The sequence below is a fragment of the Hyalangium sp. genome (assembly GCF_045802625.1).
GTDB lineage: Bacteria > Myxococcota > Myxococcia > Myxococcales > Myxococcaceae > Hyalangium.
The window spans coordinates 223,079-246,822 of record NZ_JBJMQP010000108.1; the positions used below are offsets into that span (position 1 = coordinate 223,079).

23 protein-coding genes are annotated in these 23,744 nt (G+C 68.0%); 16 read left to right on the plus strand and 7 right to left on the minus strand.

All coding sequences use genetic code 11. From position 1 onward, the window contains the following. Positions 1 to 105 precede the first annotated feature (105 nt). The 4 genes from ACJ8AT_RS19905 (at position 106) to ACJ8AT_RS19920 (ending at position 6,605) form a co-directional block, all read left to right on the plus strand. Positions 106 to 2,934 (plus strand): response regulator, encoded by a 2,829-nt coding sequence (locus ACJ8AT_RS19905; protein ID WP_407739347.1) that lies wholly within the window; start codon positions 106 to 108, stop codon positions 2,932 to 2,934. Between the two features lie 42 nt (positions 2,935 to 2,976). Next, positions 2,977 to 3,975 (plus strand): tRNA (adenosine(37)-N6)-threonylcarbamoyltransferase complex transferase subunit TsaD, encoded by a 999-nt coding sequence (tsaD, locus tag ACJ8AT_RS19910; protein ID WP_407739348.1) that lies wholly within the window; start codon positions 2,977 to 2,979, stop codon positions 3,973 to 3,975. An 11-nt stretch (positions 3,976 to 3,986) separates the two neighbouring features. After that, a complete protein-coding gene (gene rsmA, locus ACJ8AT_RS19915) occupies positions 3,987 to 4,829 on the plus strand; it encodes a 16S rRNA (adenine(1518)-N(6)/adenine(1519)-N(6))-dimethyltransferase RsmA (protein WP_407739349.1) in 843 nt (280 codons plus the stop codon). Positions 4,830 to 5,042: 213 nt separating this feature from the next. Further along, positions 5,043 to 6,605, plus strand: a complete 1,563-nt coding sequence (locus tag ACJ8AT_RS19920; protein WP_407739350.1) for a hypothetical protein — start codon at positions 5,043 to 5,045, stop codon at positions 6,603 to 6,605. Between the two features lie 55 nt (positions 6,606 to 6,660). On the opposite strand, the gene ACJ8AT_RS19925 is transcribed toward ACJ8AT_RS19920, so the two are convergent. Beyond that, positions 6,661 to 6,933: a hypothetical protein gene (locus tag ACJ8AT_RS19925; RefSeq protein WP_407739351.1), complete on the minus strand. Its 273-nt coding sequence runs from the start codon at positions 6,931 to 6,933 to the stop codon at positions 6,661 to 6,663. 113 nt (positions 6,934 to 7,046) lie between these two features. Between ACJ8AT_RS19925 and ACJ8AT_RS19930 the strand changes: the two genes are divergently transcribed. The 9 genes from ACJ8AT_RS19930 (at position 7,047) to ACJ8AT_RS19970 (ending at position 14,176) form a co-directional block, all read left to right on the plus strand. Continuing rightward, the gene (locus ACJ8AT_RS19930; protein WP_407739352.1) at positions 7,047 to 7,694 is read left to right on the plus strand and encodes a deoxynucleoside kinase; all 648 of its coding nucleotides are present in this window, start codon (positions 7,047 to 7,049) and stop codon (positions 7,692 to 7,694) included. A 151-nt stretch (positions 7,695 to 7,845) separates the two neighbouring features. After that, entirely contained in the window at positions 7,846 to 8,760 is a 915-nt protein-coding gene (panB, locus tag ACJ8AT_RS19935) for a 3-methyl-2-oxobutanoate hydroxymethyltransferase (RefSeq protein ID WP_407739353.1), read from the plus strand. Positions 8,761 to 8,765: 5 nt separating this feature from the next. Beyond that, positions 8,766 to 9,620, plus strand: a complete 855-nt coding sequence (panC, locus tag ACJ8AT_RS19940; protein ID WP_407739354.1) for a pantoate--beta-alanine ligase — start codon at positions 8,766 to 8,768, stop codon at positions 9,618 to 9,620. Between the two features lie 12 nt (positions 9,621 to 9,632). Further along, entirely contained in the window at positions 9,633 to 10,118 is a 486-nt protein-coding gene (gene smpB, locus ACJ8AT_RS19945) for an SsrA-binding protein SmpB (protein WP_407739355.1), read from the plus strand. Between the two features lie 30 nt (positions 10,119 to 10,148). Then, on the plus strand, positions 10,149 to 10,667 hold the full coding sequence (locus ACJ8AT_RS19950) for a ClpXP protease specificity-enhancing factor SspB (protein ID WP_407739356.1): 519 nt from the start codon (positions 10,149 to 10,151) through the stop codon (positions 10,665 to 10,667). Between the two features lie 39 nt (positions 10,668 to 10,706). Then, positions 10,707 to 11,852 carry a sterol desaturase family protein gene (locus tag ACJ8AT_RS19955; protein ID WP_407739357.1) on the plus strand — a complete coding sequence of 382 codons (1,146 nt, stop codon included), beginning with the start codon at positions 10,707 to 10,709 and terminating at the stop codon, positions 11,850 to 11,852. Positions 11,853 to 11,901: 49 nt separating this feature from the next. After that, complete coding sequence (locus tag ACJ8AT_RS19960; protein ID WP_407739358.1) at positions 11,902 to 12,555, plus strand: glutathione S-transferase family protein; 654 nt, start codon at positions 11,902 to 11,904, stop codon at positions 12,553 to 12,555. Between the two features lie 319 nt (positions 12,556 to 12,874). Then, a complete protein-coding gene (locus tag ACJ8AT_RS19965; protein WP_407739359.1) occupies positions 12,875 to 13,591 on the plus strand; it encodes an AHH domain-containing protein in 717 nt (238 codons plus the stop codon). A gap of 84 nt (positions 13,592 to 13,675) precedes the next feature. Further along, the gene (locus ACJ8AT_RS19970) at positions 13,676 to 14,176 is read left to right on the plus strand and encodes an imm11 family protein (protein WP_407739438.1); all 501 of its coding nucleotides are present in this window, start codon (positions 13,676 to 13,678) and stop codon (positions 14,174 to 14,176) included. 490 nt (positions 14,177 to 14,666) lie between these two features. On the opposite strand, the gene ACJ8AT_RS19975 is transcribed toward ACJ8AT_RS19970, so the two are convergent. From ACJ8AT_RS19975 to ACJ8AT_RS20000, 6 genes are all read right to left on the minus strand, one after another. Then, positions 14,667 to 16,487: a protein kinase domain-containing protein gene (locus ACJ8AT_RS19975; protein WP_407739360.1), complete on the minus strand. Its 1,821-nt coding sequence runs from the start codon at positions 16,485 to 16,487 to the stop codon at positions 14,667 to 14,669. Positions 16,488 to 16,508: 21 nt separating this feature from the next. Further along, complete coding sequence (locus ACJ8AT_RS19980; RefSeq protein WP_407739361.1) at positions 16,509 to 16,847, minus strand: DUF971 domain-containing protein; 339 nt, start codon at positions 16,845 to 16,847, stop codon at positions 16,509 to 16,511. Between the two features lie 77 nt (positions 16,848 to 16,924). Continuing rightward, complete coding sequence (locus ACJ8AT_RS19985; protein WP_407739362.1) at positions 16,925 to 18,631, minus strand: HD domain-containing phosphohydrolase; 1,707 nt, start codon at positions 18,629 to 18,631, stop codon at positions 16,925 to 16,927. A gap of 19 nt (positions 18,632 to 18,650) precedes the next feature. Next, entirely contained in the window at positions 18,651 to 19,544 is an 894-nt protein-coding gene (locus tag ACJ8AT_RS19990) for a LysM peptidoglycan-binding domain-containing protein (protein ID WP_407739363.1), read from the minus strand. Further along, positions 19,541 to 20,008 carry a FecR domain-containing protein gene (locus tag ACJ8AT_RS19995; RefSeq protein ID WP_407739364.1) on the minus strand — a complete coding sequence of 156 codons (468 nt, stop codon included), beginning with the start codon at positions 20,006 to 20,008 and terminating at the stop codon, positions 19,541 to 19,543. Before ACJ8AT_RS19995 ends, ACJ8AT_RS19990 begins: the two co-directional genes overlap by 4 nt. Positions 20,009 to 20,083: 75 nt before the next feature. Continuing rightward, positions 20,084 to 20,890 carry a carbon-nitrogen hydrolase family protein gene (locus tag ACJ8AT_RS20000; protein WP_407739365.1) on the minus strand — a complete coding sequence of 269 codons (807 nt, stop codon included), beginning with the start codon at positions 20,888 to 20,890 and terminating at the stop codon, positions 20,084 to 20,086. A gap of 210 nt (positions 20,891 to 21,100) precedes the next feature. Between ACJ8AT_RS20000 and rimP the strand changes: the two genes are divergently transcribed. From rimP to ACJ8AT_RS20015, 3 genes are read left to right on the plus strand one after another with little or no spacing between them, the layout of a single operon-like run. Further along, the gene (gene rimP, locus ACJ8AT_RS20005; RefSeq protein WP_407739366.1) at positions 21,101 to 21,586 is read left to right on the plus strand and encodes a ribosome maturation factor RimP; all 486 of its coding nucleotides are present in this window, start codon (positions 21,101 to 21,103) and stop codon (positions 21,584 to 21,586) included. A gap of 60 nt (positions 21,587 to 21,646) precedes the next feature. Next, positions 21,647 to 23,344 carry a transcription termination factor NusA gene (nusA, locus tag ACJ8AT_RS20010; RefSeq protein ID WP_407739367.1) on the plus strand — a complete coding sequence of 566 codons (1,698 nt, stop codon included), beginning with the start codon at positions 21,647 to 21,649 and terminating at the stop codon, positions 23,342 to 23,344. Positions 23,345 to 23,364: 20 nt separating this feature from the next. Then, positions 23,365 to 23,670, plus strand: coding sequence for a YlxR family protein (locus tag ACJ8AT_RS20015; protein WP_407739368.1), 306 nt, complete (start codon positions 23,365 to 23,367; stop codon positions 23,668 to 23,670). The last annotated feature ends 74 nt before the right edge of the window (positions 23,671 to 23,744 follow it).

Here is a 23,744-nt window from a genome sequence, read left to right on the forward strand (position 1 = left end):
GGGGCGGGCCAAACCATTGACATGCCTGGAGAAGGGGCATGATCATCGCGCGACTCCTCGGCGTCTGGCTCCCCGCGAGCCGTCCGTAGAGAAAGGCAACCGAACGTGGCCAAGCAGCACCTGCTCCTGGTCGATGGGGACGCGAAGAGCCTTCGCGTGATGGAGGTCAGCCTCAAGAAGGCGGGCTTCTCCGTAACCACAGCCATTCACGGCAAGGACGCGCTCGAGAAGGTCCAGATCAGTCCGCCGGATCTCGTGTTGGCCGACACGAAGATGCCGGAGATGGATGGCTTCGAGCTGTGCAAGTCGCTCAAGTCGGACGAGCGCTTCAAGCACATCCCCTTCGTCTTTCTCACCAACCAGAAGTCGGTCGAGTTCAAGGTGCGCGGCCTGGAGCTCGGCGGTGACGACTACCTGACCAAGCCGATCTACATCAAAGAGATCGTCACCCGCGTGAAGATGATCCTCCAGAAGGCGGAGAAGGAGAGGATCGAGAAGCGCGAGACGACCAAGGGCGGCTTTGGCGGCAGCCTGGCCGACATGGGCGTGGTGGACCTGGTCCAGACGTTCGAGATCGGCCGCAAGACGGGCACCATCAACATCCAGGGCGACCGGGTCGGCGCCATCTACTTCAAGGAGGGCCGCGTCATCGACGCGGAGCTGGGGCGCCTCAAGGGTGAGAACGCGTTCTACCGGATGCTGAACACCTTCGAGGGCCAGTTCGAGGTGCAGTTCACCCCGCTGGATCGGCCCGAGCGCATCGAGGTCTCCACCCAGGGCCTGCTGATGGAGGGCATGCGCCGGCTGGACGAGTGGGGCCGCATGCTGGAGCAGCTGCCGCCGCTCGAGACGGTGTTCGAGATCGACTACCACCAGCTGGCCGAGCGCCTGTCGGAGATCCCCGACGAGGTGAACGGGCTGCTGCGCCTGTTCGACGGCAAGCGCACCCTGAGCCGCGTGGTGGAGGACTCGGACTTCGAGGATCTGGCCGCGCTGGGCATCATCAGCAAGCTGTACTTCGAGGGGCTGATCCGCGAGCTGGGCAACGTGCCGCAGGAGCCCATCCAGAGCGGCAAGCCCGGCATCGAGGAGTGGCTCAACGCGGCGGCTCCGCCGGTCCCGCCGATGCCGCCGCCCGAGCCTGCCGCCGAGCCGGTGGTGGATCCCGCCGTGGCCACGGCCGCTGTGCCTCCGCCTCCGCCCATCTCGGCGGTCGCGCCGCCGCCTCCTCCGCCTGCCGCCGTGCAGGCCGCGACGCCTGCTCCGGTCCCCAGGCCCAGGCCCGCGGTGATCGCCGCCGATGAGCCCACGCCGACTTCTCCTGGCAGCGCTCCGCCGCCGGCCGCGGCGCAGCCGGCCAATGTCGTCGTCTTCCAGCCGCGGCCCAAGCGCTCCCAGAACGCTTACAGCGCCCACAACGCGCCCACGGTGGAGCTGCCCACCGTTCAGCCGTCCCCGCCTCCGGAGGAGAGCTCGCAGTTCCTCGTGGAGCCTCCGCCCGAGCACCGCGCGCAGGAGCACGCGCGGCGCAGCCTGCTGCTGGACTGGAGCCGCGTGGACACGGACGGCCTGGGCTCGGCGAGCACCTGGGCACCGATTCCCTCGTGGTCTCAGAACCGGGCCTCTGGCGCGCCGAGTGCCGCGCCGCAGCCGAACGGGGTGACGCCGCCTTCCGAGCCGCCTCCCGCCGCCCCCAAGGCCGAAGCGGACGCGGCGGCCCAGGAGCCGGGTGCGCCCGGGAAGCCTCCCATCTTCGGTGGGGCCGCCGTCGGGCCGAACCTCTTCCCGCCGGTGCCTCCGCCCACGCCTGCGCCTCCGTCTTCCGAGGTGACGCTGGTGTCCGGGCCCGCGGCAGTGGCCGCGCCAGCCGCCGTGGAGAAGAGCGAGCCGGAGACTCCCGCGCAGCTCGCGCTGCCTCCGTACCCGGGCCATGGGGCTCCGGAGCCCGCGGCCAAGCCCGCGGCCAAGCCCGCGCCGGTGGCACCCGCGCCCAAGCCGGCCCAGCGTGAGGACCCGCCGCTGCCCACGCTGGACTTCAAGACCACGCCGGCGCCCACTCCCACGCCCCCGAAGCCGGCGGCGTCGCCACAGCCCAAGAACACCGAGGCCCCCAAGAAGAACGGGGCAACGGGGAATGCGACGCCGGCCCCGCCGGAGAAGCCCAAGCGGACGGGCCTCTTCATTGGCGTGGGCATCGTGGCGCTCATCGCCGTGGCCGCCGTGGTGATCAGGACGCGGGGTTCGGGCTCCTCCGGGACGACGACGAAGCCTCCGGAGCAGACCCAGCCGCAGGCGACGAAGCCGCCGGACGTGCCCACGCCGAAGCCTCCCGACCCGGTCGTGACGCCCACTCCCACGCCCAATCCGACGCCGACCGCGCAGGATCCGGGGACGAAGGCCTCGCCTCCGCCGGATCCGGGCAAGCCCTCGGAGACGGCGAAGCCGCCGGAGACGCCTCAGCCCACGGTGGCCGAGACGCCCAAGACGCCCGAGCCCGATGACACGGCGGATACCGCCGACACGACGCCTCCCGACAGCGACAAGCCGGTGGATCCGGAGGTCGAGTACGCCAGCTCCATCAAGCAGGCGAGGTCGGCCATTGTCTCGTCGCGCTACAAGGTCGCCGCGACGAACTATCGCAAGGCCCTGAAGGCCAAGCCGGGCTCGAGCGAGGCCAAGGAGGGGCTCGGCTTCTCGTTGGTGATGGGCAGCACGAGCAACTCCGCCATGCGCGAGGCGGCGCGGCTGCTTCAGGAAGTGGTCAAGGACAAGGACGCCAACCCCCGGGCCTGGTTTGCGCTGGGCATGGCGCTTCAGGTGAGCCAACAGAATAACCAGGCGGTCTCGGCTTATAAGAAGTACCTTGCCATGGAGCCCTCCGGGAAGTTCTCCAACGACGTGCGCCTCGCGTTGAAGCAGTTGGGCAGCAATTAGAGGCGGGGGCTCGGGCCATCGCTGGCCTGGAAGGTCACTGCCTTGCTCGTACTCGGACTGGAAACCAGCTGTGATGAGACCGCCGCCGCCCTCGTGGAGGACGGCCGGCGGGTGCTCTCGGACGTCGTCTCCACGCAGGTGGACATCCACCGCCGCTGGGGCGGAGTGGTGCCGGAGCTCGCCAGCCGCAATCACATCGTCCAGGTGATGCCCGTGCTCCACGAGGCGCTCACACGCGCGGGCAAGACGCTGGACGACGTGGACCTGATCGCCGTCACGTCGGGGCCGGGGCTGATTGGCGCGCTGCTGGTGGGTGTGCAGGTGGCCAAGTCCCTGAGCCTGGCGACGGGCAAGCCCTTCGTGGGAGCCAACCACCTGGAGGGCCACCTGCTCGCCATCCGGCTGCTGGAGGACGCGCCCGAGCCGCCGTTCCTCGGGCTGGTCGTCTCCGGCGGGCACACGAGCCTCTACGAGGTGCAGGACTACGGGCGTTACCGGCTGGTGGGCAGCACGCGCGACGACGCGGCGGGCGAGGCCTACGACAAGACGGCGCGGATTCTCGGCCTGCCGTACCCGGGTGGGCTGCCCATTGATCAGCTCGCGCAGAAGGGCGATCCGGCGGCGATCCACTTCCCGCGGGCGCTGCCGCATCCGGACACGTTCGATGTGTCCTTCTCCGGGCTGAAGACAGCGGTGCTGAACCACGTGCGCAAGCACGGCGTGCCGGAGGGGCAGGCGCTGGCGGACCTGTGCGCCTCGTTCCAGGAGGCGGTGGCGGACGCGCTGTCGAAGAAGTTCGTGGCGGCGGCGCGGCGGCTGGGGCTGCAGCGGATGGTGGTGTGCGGAGGCGTGGCGGCGAACTCGCGGTTGCGCTCGCTGTGCCTGGAGCGGGCCGAGGAGCGCGGCCTGAAGCTCTACCTGCCGCCGGTGCGGCTGTGCACGGACAACGGGGCCATGATCGCGGTGGCTGGGTACGAGGCCTGGCGGCGCGGTCTGCGCGGAGACTTCAGGCTGGCCGCGGATCCGGCCTGGCGGATGTGAGGGAGGGGAACGTGGAATCGCCGCGGGAGATCCTCAAGCGCCACGGGCTGCATGCGAAGTACAGCTGGGGCCAGAACTTCCTCGGGGACGAGGGAGCGCTCCGGGAGATCGTCGAAGCGCTGGAGCTGCGCTCGGGCGAGCCCGTGGTGGAGCTGGGGCCGGGATTAGGGCACCTCACGCGGTTCCTGGCGGCCACGGGAGCGCGCGTAACGGCGGTCGAGAAGGACCGGGACATGATCTCCGTGCTGGAGAAGGAGGCCATCCCGGGAGTCCGCGTGGTGTCGGGCAACGCGGCCACGGTGGACTTCGCGCAGGCAGCGGGCGAGCCCGAGGTGGCGGTGGTGGGCAACCTGCCGTACCACCTGACGAGCTCCATCCTGTTCCAGGTTCTGGAGCAGCGCGCGCATGTGACGCGGGCGGTCTTCACCCTGCAGAAGGAAGTGGTGGAGCGGCTCGCGGCGGAGCCGAGCACGCGAGAGTACGGGCTGCTGACGGTATTGCTCGGGCTGTACTTCGATATCGAGCACCTGTTCACGCTGGAGGCGCACCTGTTCCACCCGCCACCGAAGGTGGACTCGGCGGTGGTGCGGCTGACGCGGCTGAAGTCGCCGCGGGCCCCGGTGGTGAGTGAGGAGCGCTTCATCCGAGTGGTGAAGGCAGCCTTCGCCCAGCGGCGCAAGACGCTGCTCAACTCGCTGAAGTCGGACAAGTCGCTGGCCACGCCCGAGCAGTTCGCGAAGGCGCTGGAGGCGGCGGGCATTGACCCCATGCGTCGAGCCGAGACGCTGGCGCCCCAGGAGTTCGCCGCGCTGGAGCGCGCCCTGGGGCCGGTGGGCGCTGAGCCCACCAGGTAAACGCAGAGAAGAACGTCGTTTCGGGCGCCAGTGCGACGAGCCGTGCGGAATCCGCAGTGGCTTCTGCGCTTCCTGCATCCACACGCACGAGCTGAGGCCGTAACCGTGCGAACTCACCGGTTCGCCATGGCTGGCGCATGCCTTGCTGTAGCCCAGGTCAGGAGCACGGCCTGGGTGCTCCTCCAAGAGAGACAACGAGATTGGGAGGGAGCCATGAAGACTCTGAACAAGCAGGGACGAGCGGTGGTGCTGGGAAGCATCCTGTCGATGTGGGCGAGCGGTTGTGGTTCAACGGCGACTGGGCCCGAGGACACCTCGGCCACCACGGATCCGGTGGTGTCCGGCACGCCTTCCCAGCCCTCGCAGCCCGAGCGCGGAGGGGTCGGCATGCTCCCCCCGCCTCCGCCTCCGCGGCAGCAGCCCCCCCCGCCGACGCAGCAGCCCCCGCCTCCGCCGCCGACGACGGGCGGGGTGGATCCGCAGCGCTCGCTCGTGGTGACCGATGACGCCATCCTCAACAAGTTCACCTTGCAGGAGGTGATGGATCAGATCGTCGGCACGAGCGCGGTGCCCTCGACGGCGTTGGAGCTCTTCCACCAGCTGTGGGACACGGAGCGGCCCGCTCCGGGCCTGGGCGCCGGGCCGCACTGCACCGACTCCGGCATCGCCAACATGAACGGCTTCCCGTACACGTGCCGTCAGGCCGAGGGCGGCCAGGCCCTCGTGGATCCGTTCACCAACGCCGCCACCAACCCGAACGCCTATCTCCCCGTGGGCCTCTTCAACCGGTTCGATCTGGCCCCCGCCAACGGCGCCAACTGCGGCGAGTACCGCATCGCCTTCGCCAAGCGCTCGGGCATCACCAGCCCGAGGGATCGGGCCTTCATCATCTTCGAGGCGGTGCTGCCCAACCCCTCGCCCAACCTGGGCCTGGAGGGCTGCCGGCCGGTGACCAACTTCTGGGCCGGGCTGACGGGAGACGCGGACGTGAGCTCGCGCGGCACCAAGCTGCACGACTTCTACTTCCTGGGGCTCTCCGGCTTCATGCCGGTGGTGCACGCGGACAACCTGGGCAACCGCGCGAGCAACACGGGGCAGGTGCGCATCAACCAGTTCATGCAGCCCACCTGGAACCTGCGCGAGTTCAAGGTCCAGACGAGCTGCAGCGCGGGCCCGTGCACCGTCCAGTTCACCCCGGTCACGGTGAAGACCAACCCGGGCGGCGCGCTCTTCAACCCGGCCTCCACGCACCCGCTGGCCTCGGATTTCCAGAACGTCATCTTCCCGGATCAGGTGGCGAGCCTCGCGGTCAACGACATCAACCGCTTCACCTTCACCGTGCCGGACGCGTTCAACAGCGGCCAGAGCGATCAGCAGGCTCCGCAGCAGAACCAGTACGTGGCCCAGTTCGGCACGGCGCCCAGCACCTTCCGGACGAACATCCAGAACGAGCTGAGCGCGATCTCCAGCACGCTGACTCCGGATCAGGTGGTGGCGCGGGCGCAGGCGCTCTCGTGCGCGGGCTGCCACCACCTCAGCAACGGGGCGAACCTGGGCGGCGGGCTGATCTGGCCTCCCTCGCTGGACTTCACCCACACCTCCGAGCAGACCGATCAGGGTCCGGATGGCCCGCGCCACCGGCTCTCCCCGGCGCTCGTGGGCACCTTCATCCCGCACCGCAAGCAGGTGCTCGACACGTTCCTCAGCGCCTCGTGCGGTGACAAGGTGTGCGACGCCTGGGAGACGCACGCCACCTGCAGCGCGGACTGCCAGTAGCGAAGCGAGAGGTTGAAGTGGGCCCCAGGCCCCGCTCACTTGAGCGGGGCCGTGTTCATTTGTGCAGGCCCAGGAGCTTCAGCAAGTCCCCGCGCTGCTCCAGGAAGACCCGGAACTCGGACTCGGGGATGCGCATGCGCGCCAGCACTCCGCGCAGGATCTCCTCCGGGCTGCCCTCCTTCCGGCGCTTGAGCTCCAGCGCCGTCTTGAGCAGCACCACGCCATAGAGGGGATCTGGTTCCACGGAGGGTGCGGCCGGCGCCTTGGGCCGGGCGGCCTTGCGCTCCTCCAGCTTCACCACCGTCTTCGCGCGCTGCCTTCCGCTCATCTCCCGACGCACCCCACGCCCGCATGGTGGAACGGCGGGCGGACCGTACGGAAAGAGCGCCCGGACCGTCAAGCAGGCACGTCTTCGGAATCTGTGCTATCCGCCTTGCGCGGATGGACTACCGGTACATCGTCGTCGAGGGGCCCATTGGCGTGGGCAAGACGAGCCTCTCCAACCTCCTGGCCGAGCGCTTCCGTGCGCGCCGGATCCTGGAGGTGGTGGAGGAGAACCCATTCCTCTCCAGCTTCTACACGGACCGGCACAAGTACGCGTTCCAGACGCAGATCTTCTTCCTGCTCTCGCGCTTCCGGCAGCAGCAGGAGCTGTTCCAGCAGGATCTGTTCAGCGCCGTCACGGTGAGCGACTACCTGTTCGCCAAGGACCGCATCTTCGCCTGCCTCACCCTGGACTCGCACGAGCTGGCGCTCTACGACCGGGTGTTCGAGGCGCTCGGGCCCCAGGTGCCCAAGCCGGACGTCGTCGTCTACCTGCAGGCCCGCCTGGACGTGCTCCTGCACCGCATCAAGAAGCGGGCGCGCGAGTTCGAGCGCAAGTTCGACGCCGGCTACCTGGAAGACCTGGTGCACGCCTACAACGACTTCTTCGCGCACTACACCGACACGCCGCTTCTGGTGGTGAACACCTCGGACATCGACTTCGTGAACAATGAGGCGGACCGCGAGGGGCTGATGGCCGCCATCCAGAAGGCGCGCCAGGGCGGTACGCACCATTATGATCCACAGCCGGCCAGGCGGGCGTAGCGCCCACGTTTCTGCCTGCCTGCCCTACAAGGGATCCCCACGGGACCTGCGAGGGCGTTAGAGTACGGGCGAACCTCCGGCGATCCCTTCGGGGACGGCGAGAGGCGACACCGCAGCACCTGAACCTCATCACCGCACGAGGAGGTGAACCGTGAAGGACAAGGTCACCATCCACACCCTGAAGCGCTTGAAGCAGGCCGCCCAGAAGATCTGCATGGTCACGGCCTATGACGCCACCTTCGCCCGCATCCTCGATGAGGCGGGCGCGGATGTAATGCTGGTGGGCGACTCCGTAGGCATGGTCGTCCAGGGACATGAGTCCACGCTCCCTGTGACGATGGACCAGATGATCTACCACTGCATGGCCGTCACCCGAGGCGCCAAGAGGGCCCACGTGGTGGGGGACATGCCCTTCATGAGCTATCAGACCTCGGTGGAGGCGGCGGTGCGCAACGCCGGGCGGCTCGTGGCCGAGGGCGGCGTGGGCAGCGTGAAGCTCGAGGGTGGCGCCGAGTTCGCCGACACCGTGGCGGCCATCGTCCGCGCGAGCATCCCCGTCATGGGGCACCTGGGGCTCACCCCTCAGTCGGTGCACAAGATGGGCGGCTACGTGGTGCAGGGCAAGGACGAGCAGGCGGCTCGGAAGATCCTCCAGGACGCGCTCGCGCTGGAGCGCGCCGGCTGCTACGCGCTGGTGCTCGAGGGCGTGCCCACGGAGCTGGCGCGGCAGATCACCCAGCGGCTCTCCATCCCCACCATTGGCATCGGCGCGGGCGTGGATTGCGACGGGCAGGTGCTCGTCTGTTACGACCTGCTGGGGATGAACCCGCACTTCAAGCCCAAGTTCGTCAAGCGCTTCGCGGATCTCCACGGCACCATCACCGGAGCGGCCAGCGCCTTCTTCAACGAGGTGCGCGCCGGCACCTTCCCGGACGAGGACCACTCGTTCCACTCGAAGACGCTGCGGCTGGTGGCCTCCAACGCGCCGGCTCCGGGCAGCAATGAGTCCAGCGAGCCCGCCGAGGGCGCGGAGAAGGTCGGCCCCATCTACGGGGTGCCGGTCTGAGCGCCATGGCTCCCCAGGTCCTCCGCACCCTCGCTGAGGTGAAGGCCTGGGCGGCGGACCTGCGCCGCTCGGGGCGCCGGCTCGCGCTGGTGCCCACCATGGGCTATCTGCACGAGGGGCACCTGTCGCTCATGCGCGAGGGCCGCCGCCACGCGGACGTGGTGGCCACCTCCATCTTCGTCAACCCCACCCAGTTCGGTCCCAAGGAGGACCTGGCTCGCTACCCGCGAGACATGGAAGGGGACCTGGCCAAGTGCGGCAGCGCGGGCGTGGACGTCGTCTTCGCGCCCGAGGCGGGCGCCATGTACCCGCCGGGCTATCAGACGTATGTGGAGGTGACGGAGGTGAGCAAGGGGCTGTGCGGCGATCGGCGCCCCGGCCACTTCCGAGGCGTGGCGACCATCGTCACCCAGCTCCTGTGCCTGTTCCGGCCGGACGTGGCCCTCTTCGGCGAGAAGGACTACCAGCAGCTCCAGGTGATCAAGGCGCTCAACCGGGACTTGCACCTGGGCGTGGAGATCCTCGGCATGCCCACCGTGCGCGAGCCGGATGGGCTGGCGATGAGCTCTCGCAATGCGTACCTCTCTCCCGAGGAGCGAAAGCGGGCGCTCGCCATCTCGCGGGGGCTGGCGGCGGCCCAAGCCCTGGCCCGGGCCGGCACCTCTGGGGCGTCAGCGCTCACGGAAGCGGTCCGTCGAGAGCTGCGAGCCGCGGACCTCCGGGAGGATTACGTGGAACTGGTAGATGCCGAGCGCCTCACGCCGCTGTCCACCCTCCAGCCCGGTCAGCTCGCGCGCTTGCTGGTGGCCGCCTTCTGTGGGGCCACTCGGCTGATCGATAACCAGCCCATCGGAGGCTAGGGGAACGCGCGTATGTCCGGCGGCAAGGCGAAGGGTGGAGGGACGGGGCCGGGCGTGAAGATCATCGCCGAGAACCGCAAGGCTCGCGCCGCCTACACCGTGGACGAAAAACTGGAGGCGGGCCTGCAACTCCAGGGCAGCGAGGTGAAGGCCCTGCGCGAAGGCACAGCCAACCTGTCGGACGCCTACGCGCTCCCCAAGGGCAGCGAGCTGTATCTGCTCAACGCCCACATCGGCACTTACAAACCCGCGAATCTCTTCACGCACGAGCCTGTTCGAGGCCGTAAGCTGCTGATGCATCGTGCGGAAATCGACCGCTGGGCAGCAAAGGTGCGAGAGCGGGGTTATTCCATCATCCCGCTTATGCTGTACTTCAAGAACGGACGGGCCAAGGTGGAGCTGGGGCTCTGCCGGGGTAAGACGCACGAAGACCGGCGCCAGGACATCAAGGAACGGGAGACGAAGCGGGAGATCGAACGGGAGACGCGACGCCGCTGAGCGCACTCCCAGAGCCCCGCCGCTGACAGGATGGACACGAAGGGTCCCGACAAGAAGGAGCGGCTGCTAGAGGCCCTGGAGCAGGGGATGGTGATGATCCACCTGGACGCGCGCCGTCCCGGGGTGCTCGTCCCGGCCCACCTGCGCAGCGAGTCCCACCTGCGGCTCAACCTCTCGTACCGGTTTGATCCGCAGGACCTCTCGGTGAACGACTGGGGCATCCGCTCGACGCTGAGCTTCTCGGGTACGCGCTTCACCATCGCCGTGCCGTGGTCCGCGCTGTTCGCCATCGCCAGCCATGTGACCAAGGAGCTGTTCTGGATGTACCCGGACGACATGCCTCCGGAGCTCGTCCAGCAGACGATGGTGACCTCCAAGGTGCCCGCCCAGGAGGTGGTCGCCCCTTCGGCTCCTCCGGTGGAGGCTCGGCCGCGGGCGGTGCTCCGCGAGGTGCCGGGTGAGAAGGAGGCTCCGCCCGAGGGGCCGCCCGAGGGCCCGAGGGATGAGCCGCCCACTCCGCGCAAAGGCCACCTGCGTCTGGTGAAGTGAACCGAGGCGCCTCGGCGCTTCCGCGGCGGTACCTCCGGCATGACCCAGCTCGATACGAATGGCTACTACGCGCTGGGGATCCCGGTCTGCGTCCTGGCCGTCGCGTTGGAGCTCTACTTCACCCGCGCCAAGGGGCTGCGCGCGTATGGCTTCGCCAACTCCTTGGGCAATCTCTCGGGGGGCCTGGGCGAGGTTGTCATCGGGTTCTTCCTGGGGCCGCTGCTCTTCGCGCTCTACGAGTTCGGCTACGAGAAGCTCGCGCTGATTCACTGGCCCAAGGACTCCCTCATCCCGTGGATCCTGGCCTTCTTCGCGGCTGACTTTTGCTATTACTGGTATCACCGCGCTGGGCACACGGTGGCCGTGTTCTGGGCCATCCACGGGGTGCACCACCAGGCCGAGGAGTTCAACGTCACGATCGCCATGAGACATCCATGGTTCTCGGACTTCTACTCGGCGCTCTTCTACATCCCACTCCCGATGCTGGGGATTACCGCGCCGCAGTTCTTCGTGGCGATCTCGGTGATCTCCTTCTATTCGCTCTCGGTGCACTCCAGGATCTTCAATCGGCCGAGCCTCTATGCGTTCGTGACGCCTGCGATCCACATCTGCCATCACTCTCGCAATCGGCGGTATCTGGGCAAGAACCTGGGAGCCCTGTTCACCTTATGGGACCGCATGTTCGGCACCTATGTGGAGGTGGATCCGGCGGATCCGCCGCTCCTGGGTACACCGCGCGGCTATGAGACCCACGACGGAGCCAAGGCGCAGTGGATCTTCTTCCGGGACATCGCGAGCGCTTTCAAGCTGGCGAAGACCTGGCCTGAGAAGCTCAAGGCGGTCTTCGGCCGGCCCGGGTGGACACCTCCTGGGACAAGGCTGGAGAGGCAGCCCCCGGCGCGCTCCGATGCGGCGCTCAGCACCGGCCTGAAAGCCTATGCGGCGATCCAATTCTTCGTGATGTGTGCCTTGGCGATCTTCATATTTCACCGAGGCGAGCTGATGAGCCCCTGGCCCAAGGCCTTGATCAGCGGGCAGGTGCTGCTGAGCCTGACCACGCTGGGCGGGCTGCTGGATGGGCGGAAGAACGCGGTTCGATGGGAGGCGCTCAGGGTCCTGCTCTTGATTGCAAGTCTTTGGGGCCTCTCCGCGCGTTTTGGAGCCCAGGGCCTGGGCCTGGGTTGAAATGGTCTGCCTCCGCAGCCGATGATGTTCGCCGAGGAGGGGCCTCTCGATGACGATCACCATTACCGCCTTTGAACGCTCACCCGATGGCGGCAAGGGACTGGCGCGTGATACGCGCGTTCGCTGGGCGCTTGAGGAAGTGGGCCAACCCTACCAGGTTCGCCTTGTTTCGTTTCGTGCGATGAAGGAACCCGCGCATCTGGCGCTTCATCCTTTCGGCCAAATTCCGACCTATGAGGAAGGCGATCTCGCGCTGTTCGAGACAGGGGCGATCGTGTTTCACATCGCTGAGCGGCATGCAGGCTTGCTGCCGGACGATGCCAAGGCCCGGGCGCGTGCGATCACCTGGATGTTTGCCGCGCTCAACACGGTGGAACCGCCGATCCTTGAACTTGCAACCGCGAGGCTGCTCGAGAGCGACAAGCCCTGGTATGCGGAGCGCCTTCCTCTGGTGGAAGATCGCGTTCGCGGCAGGCTAAACCCACTTTCCGTTCGCTTGGGTGATGCCGACTGGCTCGAGGGTGCGTTCAGCGCGGGCGACCTTTTGATGGTGTCAGTGCTGCTCAGGCTGAAATCCTCGGGCATTCTGGACGAATTTCCAAACCTGGCCGCCTATGTCGCCCGCGGCGAAGCGCGGCCCGCCTACAAGCGAGCCTTCGACGCTCAACTGGCGGTTAACACCGGCAAGCCATCGACCGGCTGATGGCGCTCTGTCCTGGGTTCCAGCGGTGGTTGCACGCTTCCAACTGGTTGGAAGTCTGGATCCGTGGTTGCACACTTCCAACGGGTTGGAAGTCTGGATCCAGACCAGAACTGGGCTGAGCACGGTCCGCGTTCCCAGACAGTCGTCGGACGGGTGACTGGGGGGTCTCCCTGTCCTTTCAGGGGCTTACGGATCCCAGCCTCTGCGCTCCCTCTTGGGCGATGCTGCGTAAGTTGCCGGCATTCTTCTGCTTTTTTGGAGATGAAGAACGGGCGCTACCCGGCGGCTCCTCCTCTTCCCGTGGCAGCCCGCTACGCTGATGGCCTCGTCGCACGAAGATGTGGGCTATGACACGCTCCGCGACCTCGTGACGGGCTGGGGTGAGTTGACGGAGGCGGCGAAGGGAGCCACCACCTTCGAGCAGCTCCGCGATGCGGGCGAGCGCTTCGGGAAGCTCCTCGGGCGCGAGTCCGCGCGAGCTCTCGTCATGTTGCTGGTGGCGGCTATCGGTGCCACGGCGCAGCAGTTCGCGGCGAAGGTGCCGACGCTGCCCGGCTCGGCGCAGGTGGCCGTGCAGGCCGAGGAGCAGGCGGGCCTCTCGTTGCCCGCGCTGGGGGCGGTGGAGGAACTGGAGGTCAGCGCCGAGGGCGCCACCATCACCCTGCCGGCCACGGCGGTGGCCATGGCTGCGCGTCCCGGCGGCGGCAAGGGGCCCTGCATCGAGACGCACCACATCGCCACCGTCTGCAACGACAAGGACAGCTCGCGTGGTGGCCCGTGGACGCCGAGATTCCGGGAGATCTTCGCCAAGGCGGGCATGTCAATAGAGGACCCGGCGAACAAGATGCCTCTTCCGGGGCACTACGGACCGCACCCCGAGGAATACCACCAGATCGTCATGGACACGCTCGCCGATGCAACAAGGACCTGTCGCAGCGTCGCTGTGTGCCGGGCGAAGCTGCAAGAGGCTCTTCAGGAACTGGCGGAGCAAATCGCCACCCCAGGAACCAAGCTGAACCAACTCGTCACCCGGTAGCCCACGCGCTAAATGAAGTCCATGTCCCAGCGTTTCTTCAGACTCGCCGACGACGTGAATGTGCCGCACCGCTGGCATTTAGCAATGCCCAAGGACCGTCGGGGCCGCAAAGTGGATGACGGGCAATTCAGGCTTGGGCTCCCCGTCCCTATCAAGGGCCGCTTGAGTATCCCCGTGGAAGTAGCGGGTAAGCCACTGGATTACACGGAGGCTGGCATCATGATCCCGGTGGTTCATGTCCGGGTCGCTTCCTTGATCTCGCAGCTAGCACCGGCGGATGTGCAACTGCTCCCCGTGGACATCGAGGGCCAACCGGATCAGTACCTCATCCTCGTAGCTGTACGCCTCATCGACTGCATCGACGAGCAGACTTCCCGGTTCGTTCCTCGGACGCCCAAGGAGGGAGTGCTGCACGACGTCCGGCGGTATTCGATCATGTACGAACTGCGCATCGATAAGAGCAAGGTGGGAGGTGCCCAAGTGTTTCGCATTGAGGGGTGGACGGGCCCGCTGATCGTCTCCGAGGTGATCAAGGACGCCCTGGAGCGCATGGGCGCCACCGGCACGCGGTTCGAGGAGGTTTGATGCGCCCAGGTGCCCGCCTACCTGCTACGTCAGCTCGCAAGGGCAGCGCTCAACGCCAGTGTGTCAGGGGCACGCCTACAACCTCGTTCAACACCTTCGCGGCGCCGTCCTTCACTTCATCCCATGGCAGCATGTCTGCAAGCTGATCCGGTCGGACTGCGACGAGGTCAACGCCAATCAGCGACGCGATGCTCTCAACATCAACTGGTGCGGAAGAAATAGATGTTGAAATTCACGAGCAGGATTACGAGAGACCAGCCAGCCAGCCGAACAGCCGGGCGGCTCTCTATCTGATGCGCCCGCGAAGATCAAAAGGAGGGTCGTAGGCATGCGCCTGCTCTATCCACTATTGCTACTCGGTCACTTCCCTCAGAGCCGGAATCCCGAAATGGCCAAGTAGTACTTGGAGCGTGAGCTCATACAGCGCGGAGAGCCACCCCCGCGGGTGGAAGGAGTGGCTCACCTCATGCGAGTCCTACCCCCAGGCGCCTCAGCGCTTCTGGAGCTCCACCTCGAACTGGCCGGGCGCTCTGCCGATGAACGAGCCTTTCCAGGGCTTGTACCCGCGCAGCGTCACCTCGAAGGTGATCTCCTGGCCTGGCGGATAGTCGTTGTCCATCAGCAAGGGCGTCGTTCCCTTGTCCTGCCCGTTGATCACCACGCGGGCTCCGGCGGGCTGGCTGTTGATGATCAGCGGTGGAGGCTTGGAGGGAGTTTCCGTCAGCGCGCTCCGCACCACGCTCTCGGCGCGCGGCAGCAGGGGGACGAGGTAGGGCCACGCCAGGAATCCACCCGCCGCGAGGGCTCCCACCGCCACCAAGGAGAGCACCCTGCGGAGCCATGGCGAGCGCCGCTTCGGCTCCCAGAGCGTCTCCTCGCGAGGAGCCCGGGTCTCCAGGTGGAGCTGATCCGCGGGAGTCTCCAGCACGCTGGGGCTCGGGGCGAGCGATGCGGTCCCCGGCGACGTCAGCTCCAGGGCGCAACGATCGCACGGCGCGTGAGCCGACCGCAGAGGCGCCTCGCAGCGCATGCAGCGGAAGGTGGGCTGCGGCGAGAGCTCAGGCTCCACAGAGGACAGCGGACGCGCGGGGGCCTCGAGCCCCGCCGGAGCCGTCTGCTGCAAACGAAGCTGGGTATTGTCGAGGCTCCCCGGGGGAGCCGGGGTGACGAGCCGCCCGCTCATGCTCAGCGCCCGCCCGCCTTCGGGAACCAGCCACTCCGCGGAGGGCTCCAAAGGGGGAGCACCGGCAGGCGGCTGTGGGGTGGGCTCGGGAGCCGCGGACTGGGCGGCCAGTGCGACGCCTCGTCCGGGCGACATGAGCTTGGCCGAGGCGGCTGAAGCCAGCGCAGGAGCCGAGGCCAGGGTGGGGATGGAAACCTGAGCCGCCGCGGTCTGGGCCTGCTCGAGCAGGGTCGGGGGCAGCTTCAGCCCCTCCAGGAAGGCGGCCAGCGAGTGAGACGAGGCGGGCTCGCCGGCCCGCGCGAGGTAGCGCGCGAGCGCCTCGGCCATGGCCTCGGGCTGGGGAAAGCGCGCCTCGGGCTGCTTCTGGAGCGCGCGCATCACCACCTCGGCCAGCGGCTCGGGCACGCCGGTGAGGGGCGGAGGCGTGCCGTTGGCGATGGCCATGGCGACGATGAGCGCCTCGGTCGAGTCGCTGAAGGGGTGCTGACCGGTGAGCAGCTCGTAGAGGACGATCCCCAGGGAGAACTGATCGCTGATGGCCGTGGCGGGCCCGCCGGTGATCACCTCGGGCGCCGCGTAGGACGGCTTGCCCTTGAACACGCCGGGCTGAGTGCCGTTGGAGACCCCCTCTATCTTGGCGATGCCGAAGTCGGTGACCTTCACCTCGCCCTCGCGCGACACGAGGATGTTCGAGGGAGAGATGTCGCGGTGGGCCGTGAGCACCGGACGCCCGTTGTGCGTGCGCCGGTACGCATGCGTCAGCCCGGCGAGCGCCTGCGTTCCGATGAAGGCCACCAGATGGGGCGGGAAGCGCGCGCCCTGCCGCTTCACCCGGCGCACCAGCACGCCCAGATCCCACCCGTTCACCAGCTCCATCACCAGGAACAGGCCGGTGGCGTCGGTGCCCACGTCATACACGGTGACGAGGTTCTGGTGGTGCAGGTGCGTGGCCAGCCGCGCCTCGGAGAGGAACATGCTCGCGATGGCCTCGTCCTTGGCCAGGTACGGGAGGATGCGCTTGATGGCCACGGGCTTCTCGAAGCCCTCGGCGCCGCGAGCGATGCCCAGGAAGAGCTCCGCCATGCCTCCAGAGGCCAGGGGCCTCACGAGCCGATAGCGTTCATTCACGGCATGCCCTCCGGTGTGGCTTCAGCCCTGGGGCTGGGTGATCTCCCGCAGGAGGGGCCAAGGATAGATGCCGGTGCCGTGGCCGTCACTGAAGGTGAGGGTGAGCGCGTAGTTGCCCACCGGGTGCAGGGCGGTGATGCGCACGTCCGCCGGCACCCGGGCCGGGTCCAGCGTGCGGCGGTTCGTCCACTCGTCCACGCAGGCGGCGCAGGGGCACTGCTGGCGGAGCACCTGCGCGGTGGCCGCCGTGCGCGCTCCATCCTCCCAGGCCAGCGACAGCCCCGCGCCCTCGGGCGAGAGCTGGACGTCCGTGGCCGAGACGGGCTTGGGGGCGGGCTTGATGCGATCCCAGAAGCTCAACGGTTCACCTTCCGAAGGCAGAACAGCGCGCAGAGGTGCTTACCATTCACCGGGCGCGCAGGGGAGGAGGTGCCACGTCACGAGGCGAGCTTCACCGGCTGGCGGTGGCCCTCCAGGCGGACGCCCTTCTTCTGGAGCACGCCGCGCAGGGCCAGCACCACGCGGGGATCCAGCTGCGCGCCGCTGAGCTTGTCGAGGATCTGCATGGCCTGCTCCAGCGGCATGGCCTTCTGGTAGGGCCGGGTGGAGGTGCACGCGTCGAAGGTGTCCGCGCACGCGACGATGCGGGCCAGCATGGGGATGTCCTCGCCCTTGAGCTTGTCCGGGTAGCCGCTGCCGTCCCACCGCTCGTGGTGGCTGCGCACGCAGGAGCGCACCCCGGACAGGAAGCTCACCGGCCCGATGATGGAGTCTCCAATGGCCGGGTGCTCTCGCATGATGGCCATCTCCGCGTCCGTCAGCCGCGACTGCTTGCAGAGGATGGACTCGACGATGCCGATCTTCCCGATGTCGTGGAGGATGCCGCCGTACTGGAGCTGCTTGAGCTGGTTCTCGGGCAGGCTCAGCTCGCGGCCGATCTCCACCGCCACGTCTCCCACGCGCTGGCTGTGGCCGCGGGTGTACGCGTCCTTGGAGTCAATGGAGTTGGCCAGCGCGACGATGGTCTCCAGGTAGCCCTGCTCCAGGCTCTCGTAGAGCCGGCGGTTCTCCATGTCGTAGGCCATGAGCTGCTTGCTCATGTAGTTGAACGTTTGCGCCAGCTCGCCCAGCTCGTTCTTCTGGCGGATGTTCACCTCGGCGCCGAACTTGCCGTTGGCCAGCTCCAGCGCCTTGGCGGTGAAGTTCTTCAGCGGGCGGGTGAGGTTGCGCGAGAAGGTGGCCGCCAGCACGCACGCCACGAGGATGGCGGCGCCCAGCCCCAGGAGGATGCGCTTCTCCATGGACTCCACCTGGCGGTAGGCCTGGAGCACCGGCTGCTCGGAGATGATGCCCCAGTCCACGCCGGGGATGAGCGTGTAGGCGGCGACGACGGCGTCCTTGCCGGTGCCGAAGTTGCCGACGTGGAAGTGCTCCGTGTCCGAGCTCTGCGCCTGGGCGAGCTGCTGGAGCAGGTGCTCCACCGGGCCGCGGTGGGACACATCCGTCTGGTCTCCGAGCGCGGCCCCGCCCGCCACCAGGTGGCCATGGCGATCGGCCACGTAGAAGAAGCCGCTGGAGCCCAGCCGCTCCTCCTGGATCAGCTTCTGGAGGGCCGCCAGCGAGATGTCCGCGGCGATGTAGCCCTTGATCGGATCTCCCACGGGGAAGGCGATGGTGAGCACGGGCATGCCCTGGGGCCCCTGGTGCGCCACCTCCGAGTAGCGCACGTCGGCGAGGCCCTCCAGCAGCGCCTGCGCGCGAGCCTCGTGCTCGGCCACGGCGGTGGGGGGAATGTCGTTCACGGCGAAGGCCTGCAGGCCCGGCAGCCGCTCCTTCGTCGCGGAGAAGACGGTGATGGCCAGCACCTCGCGGCGCTGGATGAGCACCGAGGCCAGCAGGGCACGCTGCTGCGTCTGCGTCTGCGAGAAGAACGCGCTGTTGGCCAGCGACAGCACGGGCTGGGTGGGCTCGGAGAGCAGCTCTCCCAGCTTCAGCCGCAGCTGCTTCACGTGCTCCTGGGCCAGCTCCTGCGCGTCGCGCACGAGCAGCTCTCGGGTGTGGGAGACGGACAGCCACCCCACCATCACCGTGGGGATGATGCTGGCGATCAGCATCAACAGGAGGATGGCTTTGAAGAGGCGCACGGTGGTCTCGTCCCCGATGCTACTGCCAGGTGGGCTTGCCCACTTGGAGCTTCACCTGATCCTCGGCGAGCTCGAAGAGGTGCTCAGCGGATGCGTTGGATTGCTGACTGCCGTTCAGCGCTCGGACTGTCCAGCGATAACGGCCGGCGGCCAGCGGCGGCAACTGCCACTGCGTGGCGCTGACGGTGTGGCGCAGGGGTGTGCCCTCCGAGGGCTGCACCTCCACCAGATACTCCTTGGCTCCCGTGACGGCGCTCCACGTCAACGTCACCGGCCCCAACTGCCCCTTCACGGGCACGAACTTGAAGTGAGAGCCGTCGTTGGGGGTGCGGGGCTGGGGCGGCGCGAGGATCGCCTCGGGGACCGGGGGTGGCTGGCCCTTCGCCACCTTCATGATCTGGCCGGAGTTCACCGGCTGGGTCTTGTTCTCGGAGCGCACCCGCACCGGCGGCCCCGTCTGCACGGACACCGTGGTGTCCCCGCCCTCGTCCACCTTCACCCGGAAGGTGGAGGGCTGGCCCGCGCCCGGGGACAGCAGCGCCCAGGCGCTGTCGGCCGTCTTCGCGGCGGAGTCATAGTCGGCGGAGGCGAAGTGGGCCTCGGCCTCCTTGAGCTTGGCGGAGGCCTCCTCGCGCCGAGCGGCGTTGCGATCCGCCTGGGCCACCGCGTTGCGAGCCGCCGCCAGCGCGCTCATGGCCTTGCTGCGGTCCGCCTCGGACGGCAGCTTCAGCGTGGTGCCTGCGGGCACGGCGTCCGAGGTCAGCCCGTTGAGCGCCTTCAGCTCGCTGGCGCCCTGGGGATCTCCGAGCGTGCGCTGGGCGACCTGGGCCAGGGACTCGCGCTCCTGGACGACCACTTCCCGCTCCGAGGGAGTGGCGGCGAGCCAGACAAGGAGGAAGAGGGCACTTCTCATCGGAACACGATCTCCCTTCCGGCCTGGATGGTGGCAGCGGGCGTGGACACCGACAGCGACTGGGTGGTGGGAGTCTCCAGCGCCGCGTCCACCTGGCCCTTGAGCACGGTCAGATCCGTACGCTCCTGGCCGGGGCGGGGCCGTGTCTCGGCGATGCCGATCAGCGCCTCCTCGCCCATGTTCACCAGGCTCCCGTTGGGGAAGAGGACTCGAGCGCTCGCGCCCGAGGCCGTGCGTACCTTGTCATTCTCGAAGAGCCCCATCCCCTCGCGAGCGGGGAGCCACTCGTCGCCGGTGGCGCGCTTGAGCTTCACATCGCCGCGCACCTCCTTGAGGTGGGCGCGAGGCTCTGGCGCACGAGCGGGGGGCGGGGCAGGCGCAGCCGGCTTCTCATCGGCGGTACAGCCGATGGGCATGGCCGGGAGCGCGAGGGCGAGGAGCATGTAGGTCCAGCGTCCGTTCACAAGTGAGGTTTCCAGGATGTGCAGTCTAGCCGGGGAACTGGCCCCCTCGCACGGGGGAGGGCCACAGGGTACCTGCTAGTCCAGCAGGCGACGGTGCTGGAGGCAGGGCAGGTTGCGACGGATCCGAGCCAGCAGCGCCGGATCCACGGGGGCGATGGCCAGTCCCTCGCCCTCGGAGGCTCTCGCGGTGACGAGCCCCCAGGGGTCTACCACCATCGCGTGCCCATAGGTGATGCGCTTGTCCGAGTGACGCCCGCCCTGTGCGGGGGCAAACAGGTAGCACTGGTTCTCGATGGCCCGGGCGCGCAGCAGCACCTCCCAGTGGTCCTTGCCCGTCATCAGCGTGAAGGCGGCGGGGACGGCCAGCAGCGTGGCCCCCTCCTTGGAGAGGCGCCGGTACAGCTCGGGGAAGCGCAAGTCATAGCAGACGGAGAGCCCCAGCCGGCCCAGCTCCGTCTCGGCCGCCACCACCTCCGTGCCAGGGGCCACCGCCGCGGACTCGTGGTAGGTGGCACCGTCCCCCACATCCACGTCGAACAGGTGCATCTTCCGGTAGACGGCCAGGCGCTCGCCCTGCGGCCCGAAGAGGACGCTGGTGTTGTAGAGACGGCCGCCCGGGGCGCCGGCCTCCAGGATGGAGCCGGCCAGGAGGGTGATGCGCAGCTCGCGCGCCAGCTGGGCCATGCGGGCGAGCGTGGGGCCTTCCAGGGATTCGGCGGCGCTGGGGCGCTCGGCCTCCGAGCCCATCCAGGAGAAGTTCTCGGGCAGGCCCACCAGGCGAGCCCCCAGCCCGGCCGCCTGCCGGACGAGCCGGGTAGCGGCATCCAGGTTGTGAGCCTTGTCCTCCGTGGACACCATCTGAGCGGCAGCAATGAGGTGCATGGGGGCGTTATAACGCGTTGCCCGAGGCGCGGAACTCTCGGGAATCATTGTCCTTACCTGCTCTGTTTCAGCGCTGGGCCGGGTGCGTCATCCTTTACACCCCGTCTGGCCGTGTGCTAGGGGACCCGCCCGACATTTTTCGAAGGTCGTTTCTCGAAAAGTGGGCCTTGGTGCCCGCTTTTCTTTTTTTGGAGCCAAGGTTTCGTTCGTATGGTGGAGAGCAACTTCAAGCAGACGGTGGAGGAGAAGGCGATGAGCCTGCTCGATCCCATCGTTGCGGGCGAAGGCCTCGAGCTCGTCGACCTCGAGTTCGTCCGCGAGCGTGAAGGGTGGGTGCTCCGCCTGTTCATCGACAAGCCGGGGGGCCGGGTGGGCCTGGATGAGTGCTCCCAGGTGTCCCGGGCGGTGGATCCGGCGCTGGACGTGGAGGACTTCATCCCCCACGAGTACAACCTCGAGGTGTCCAGCCCCGGGGTGAACCGCCCGTTGAAGAAGCGGGCTCACTACGAGCGGGTGAAGGGGCAGAAGGTCAAAGTGAAGACCTACGGCCCCATCGGCGACCCGCCCCGCAAGAACTTCACTGGCACGCTCACCGAGGTGGCAGGCGAGGAGATCGCGGTCGAGGTGGAGGGAGCGGGCAACTTCCGCATCCCCTTCAGGGACATCGCCAAGGCCAACCTGGAGTTCGAGTTCTAGACGTCGACATACAGGGCCCGCCCTCGAGCGGCGGGCCCGTGGACCCTTTCGGAGAAGACCATGCCTACTCAAGCCAACCCCAACATCAATCTGAACCTCGTCCTCGACCAGGTGGCCAAGGACAAGGGCATCGAGCGGGGTGTGCTGATCGCGACCCTCGAGGACGCGATGAAGACCGCGGCCAAGAAGCACTTCGGCCAGGACCGCAACCTCGAGGCCAAGTATGACCCGGAGAAGGGCGTGGTCGAGCTGTTCCAGGCCATCGTCGTGGTGGACGAGATCACCGACCCGGTCCAGGCCGTGAACCAGATCCTCATGGCCGAGGCCCGCAGGAAGGGCATGGAGGTGGAGGCCGGGGACGAGCTGGTGTTCCAGATCTTCTACCGGGACGAGGACGCCGCCGAGGCCAAGGCGCAGGACGATCAGTACGGGGACATCCTCCGGCTGAAGACGTTCCGCCGCGGCTTCGGCCGCATCGCCGCCCAGACGGCCAAGCAGGTCATCCTTCAGCGCACCCGGGACGCGGAGCGCGAGAACGTCTTCAACGAGTACAAGGACCGCAAGAACGAGATCGTCACGGGCATCGCCCGCCGGTTCGAGCGCGGCAACATCATCGTGGACCTGGGCCGCGCCGAGGCGGTGCTGCCGGTGCGCGAGCAGGTCCCCCGGGAGACCTACCGCCCGGGCGACCGCGTCCAGGCCTACGTGCTGGACGTGCTGCGCGAGTCCAAGGGTCCTCAGATCGTCCTGAGCCGCGCCTCGGTGAACCTGCTGACCAAGCTGTTCGAGATGGAGGTGCCCGAGATCGCCGAGGGCATCGTCGTCATCGAGGCGGCGGCTCGTGAGCCTGGCGGCCGGGCGAAGATCGCCGTCAGCAGCCGGGACTCGGACGTGGATCCGGTGGGCGCGTGCGTGGGCATGAAGGGCAGCCGCGTGCAGGCGGTGGTGCAGGAGCTGCGCGGCGAGAAGATCGACATCGTCCCCTACGACGAGGACCCCGCTCGCTTCGTGTGCGCCGCGCTGGCGCCCGCCGAGGTCAGCCGCGTCATCATCGACGAGGCCAACCACGCCATGGAGCTGATCGTCCCGGACGACCAGCTCTCCCTGGCCATCGGCCGGCGCGGGCAGAACGTGCGCCTGGCGGCCCAGCTCACGGGCTGGAAGCTGGACATCAACAGCGAGAGCCGCGTGCGCGAGATGCGCGAGTTCGCCAACCGCTCGCTCGGGGCGCTGCCGGGCGTCAACGAGATGCTGATCGAGACGCTCTACGCCCACGGCTTCCGTCAGGCCAAGGACGTGGCCGAGGCCAGCCCCGAGGTGCTCGCGCAGATCCCCGGCCTGGATCCTTCCCGCATCCCCGCGATGCAGGAGGCCGCGCGCAAGCAGATGGTGGATGACGCGGCCGAGCTGTCGCGCATGGACCATGAGCGCGAGCAGGCGCGCATCGCCGAGGCCCGCCGCCACCCGGACGAGCTCAGTCAGGCCGAGCGCATGGCTCGCGTGAGGGGCCTGGGCGAGAAGACCATCGAGGCCCTCATGTCCACCGGCTACAAGACCGTGGAGGACATCGCCAACGAGAAGGATCTGCAGAAACTCGGCGACGTGCCGGGCGTCGGAATCAAGAAGGCGCGCCAGCTCAAGAGCGCGGCCGAGAATTATCTGGTGGAGGAGGCCAAGCTCCGGGCCGAGCTGAACGCCGAGCGCGGCATGCCGCCTCCTTCCGCGACAGGGAGCGCGGAAGTCGCCAAGTCGCCGTAAGCTAGAGGACCGGAGGGGGGATGAGCCCGAAGTCCCATTCCGGTTCGCCGCAGGGCCCGCTCCCCGACGGGCCCGTTCGCAGCTGTGTCGGCTGTGGGGCCCGCAAGGCCCAAGGGGAGTTGACGCGGGTCGCTCTGGACCCGGGGGGCGAGGTGGTGGTGGACAGAGAGAGGAGGTTGCCCGGACGTGGCGCCTACCTCTGCGGTGCCGGATGTCTGGCGGCGGCGCTCAAACGGAAGGCCTTCGGGCGAGCCTTCCGCGGAAAGGCGGGCAAGGTTGACCCGTTGAGGCTCGGGCAGGCGTGGGAGTCTGGCTCGGGGCCATGAGCGGTCGGGTGGGGGAGTGGGTGTTAAGGACCATTCGCGGACATTTTTGGATTAGGGTGCTGCGCCCTCGGAAG

Excerpts from the sequence above, each read along its gene's own strand:
- ACJ8AT_RS19920 (WP_407739350.1), top strand. The coding sequence starts at position 5,043 with ATGAAGACTCTGAACAAGCAGGGACGAGCGGTGGTGCTGGGAAGCATC.
- ACJ8AT_RS19925 (WP_407739351.1), bottom strand. The coding sequence starts at position 6,933 with ATGAGCGGAAGGCAGCGCGCGAAGACGGTGGTGAAGCTGGAGGAGCGC.
- ACJ8AT_RS19930 (WP_407739352.1), top strand. The coding sequence starts at position 7,047 with ATGGACTACCGGTACATCGTCGTCGAGGGGCCCATTGGCGTGGGCAAG.
- panC (WP_407739354.1), top strand. The coding sequence starts at position 8,766 with ATGGCTCCCCAGGTCCTCCGCACCCTCGCTGAGGTGAAGGCCTGGGCG.
- smpB (WP_407739355.1), top strand. The coding sequence starts at position 9,633 with ATGTCCGGCGGCAAGGCGAAGGGTGGAGGGACGGGGCCGGGCGTGAAG.
- ACJ8AT_RS19950 (WP_407739356.1), top strand. The coding sequence starts at position 10,149 with ATGGACACGAAGGGTCCCGACAAGAAGGAGCGGCTGCTAGAGGCCCTG.
- ACJ8AT_RS19955 (WP_407739357.1), top strand. The coding sequence starts at position 10,707 with ATGACCCAGCTCGATACGAATGGCTACTACGCGCTGGGGATCCCGGTC.
- ACJ8AT_RS19960 (WP_407739358.1), top strand. The coding sequence starts at position 11,902 with ATGACGATCACCATTACCGCCTTTGAACGCTCACCCGATGGCGGCAAG.
- ACJ8AT_RS19965 (WP_407739359.1), top strand. The coding sequence starts at position 12,875 with ATGGCCTCGTCGCACGAAGATGTGGGCTATGACACGCTCCGCGACCTC.
- ACJ8AT_RS19970 (WP_407739438.1), top strand. The coding sequence starts at position 13,676 with ATGCCCAAGGACCGTCGGGGCCGCAAAGTGGATGACGGGCAATTCAGG.
- ACJ8AT_RS19990 (WP_407739363.1), bottom strand. The coding sequence starts at position 19,544 with ATGAGAAGTGCCCTCTTCCTCCTTGTCTGGCTCGCCGCCACTCCCTCG.
- ACJ8AT_RS20000 (WP_407739365.1), bottom strand. The coding sequence starts at position 20,890 with ATGCACCTCATTGCTGCCGCTCAGATGGTGTCCACGGAGGACAAGGCT.
- rimP (WP_407739366.1), top strand. The coding sequence starts at position 21,101 with ATGGTGGAGAGCAACTTCAAGCAGACGGTGGAGGAGAAGGCGATGAGC.
- nusA (WP_407739367.1), top strand. The coding sequence starts at position 21,647 with ATGCCTACTCAAGCCAACCCCAACATCAATCTGAACCTCGTCCTCGAC.
- ACJ8AT_RS20015 (WP_407739368.1), top strand. The coding sequence starts at position 23,365 with ATGAGCCCGAAGTCCCATTCCGGTTCGCCGCAGGGCCCGCTCCCCGAC.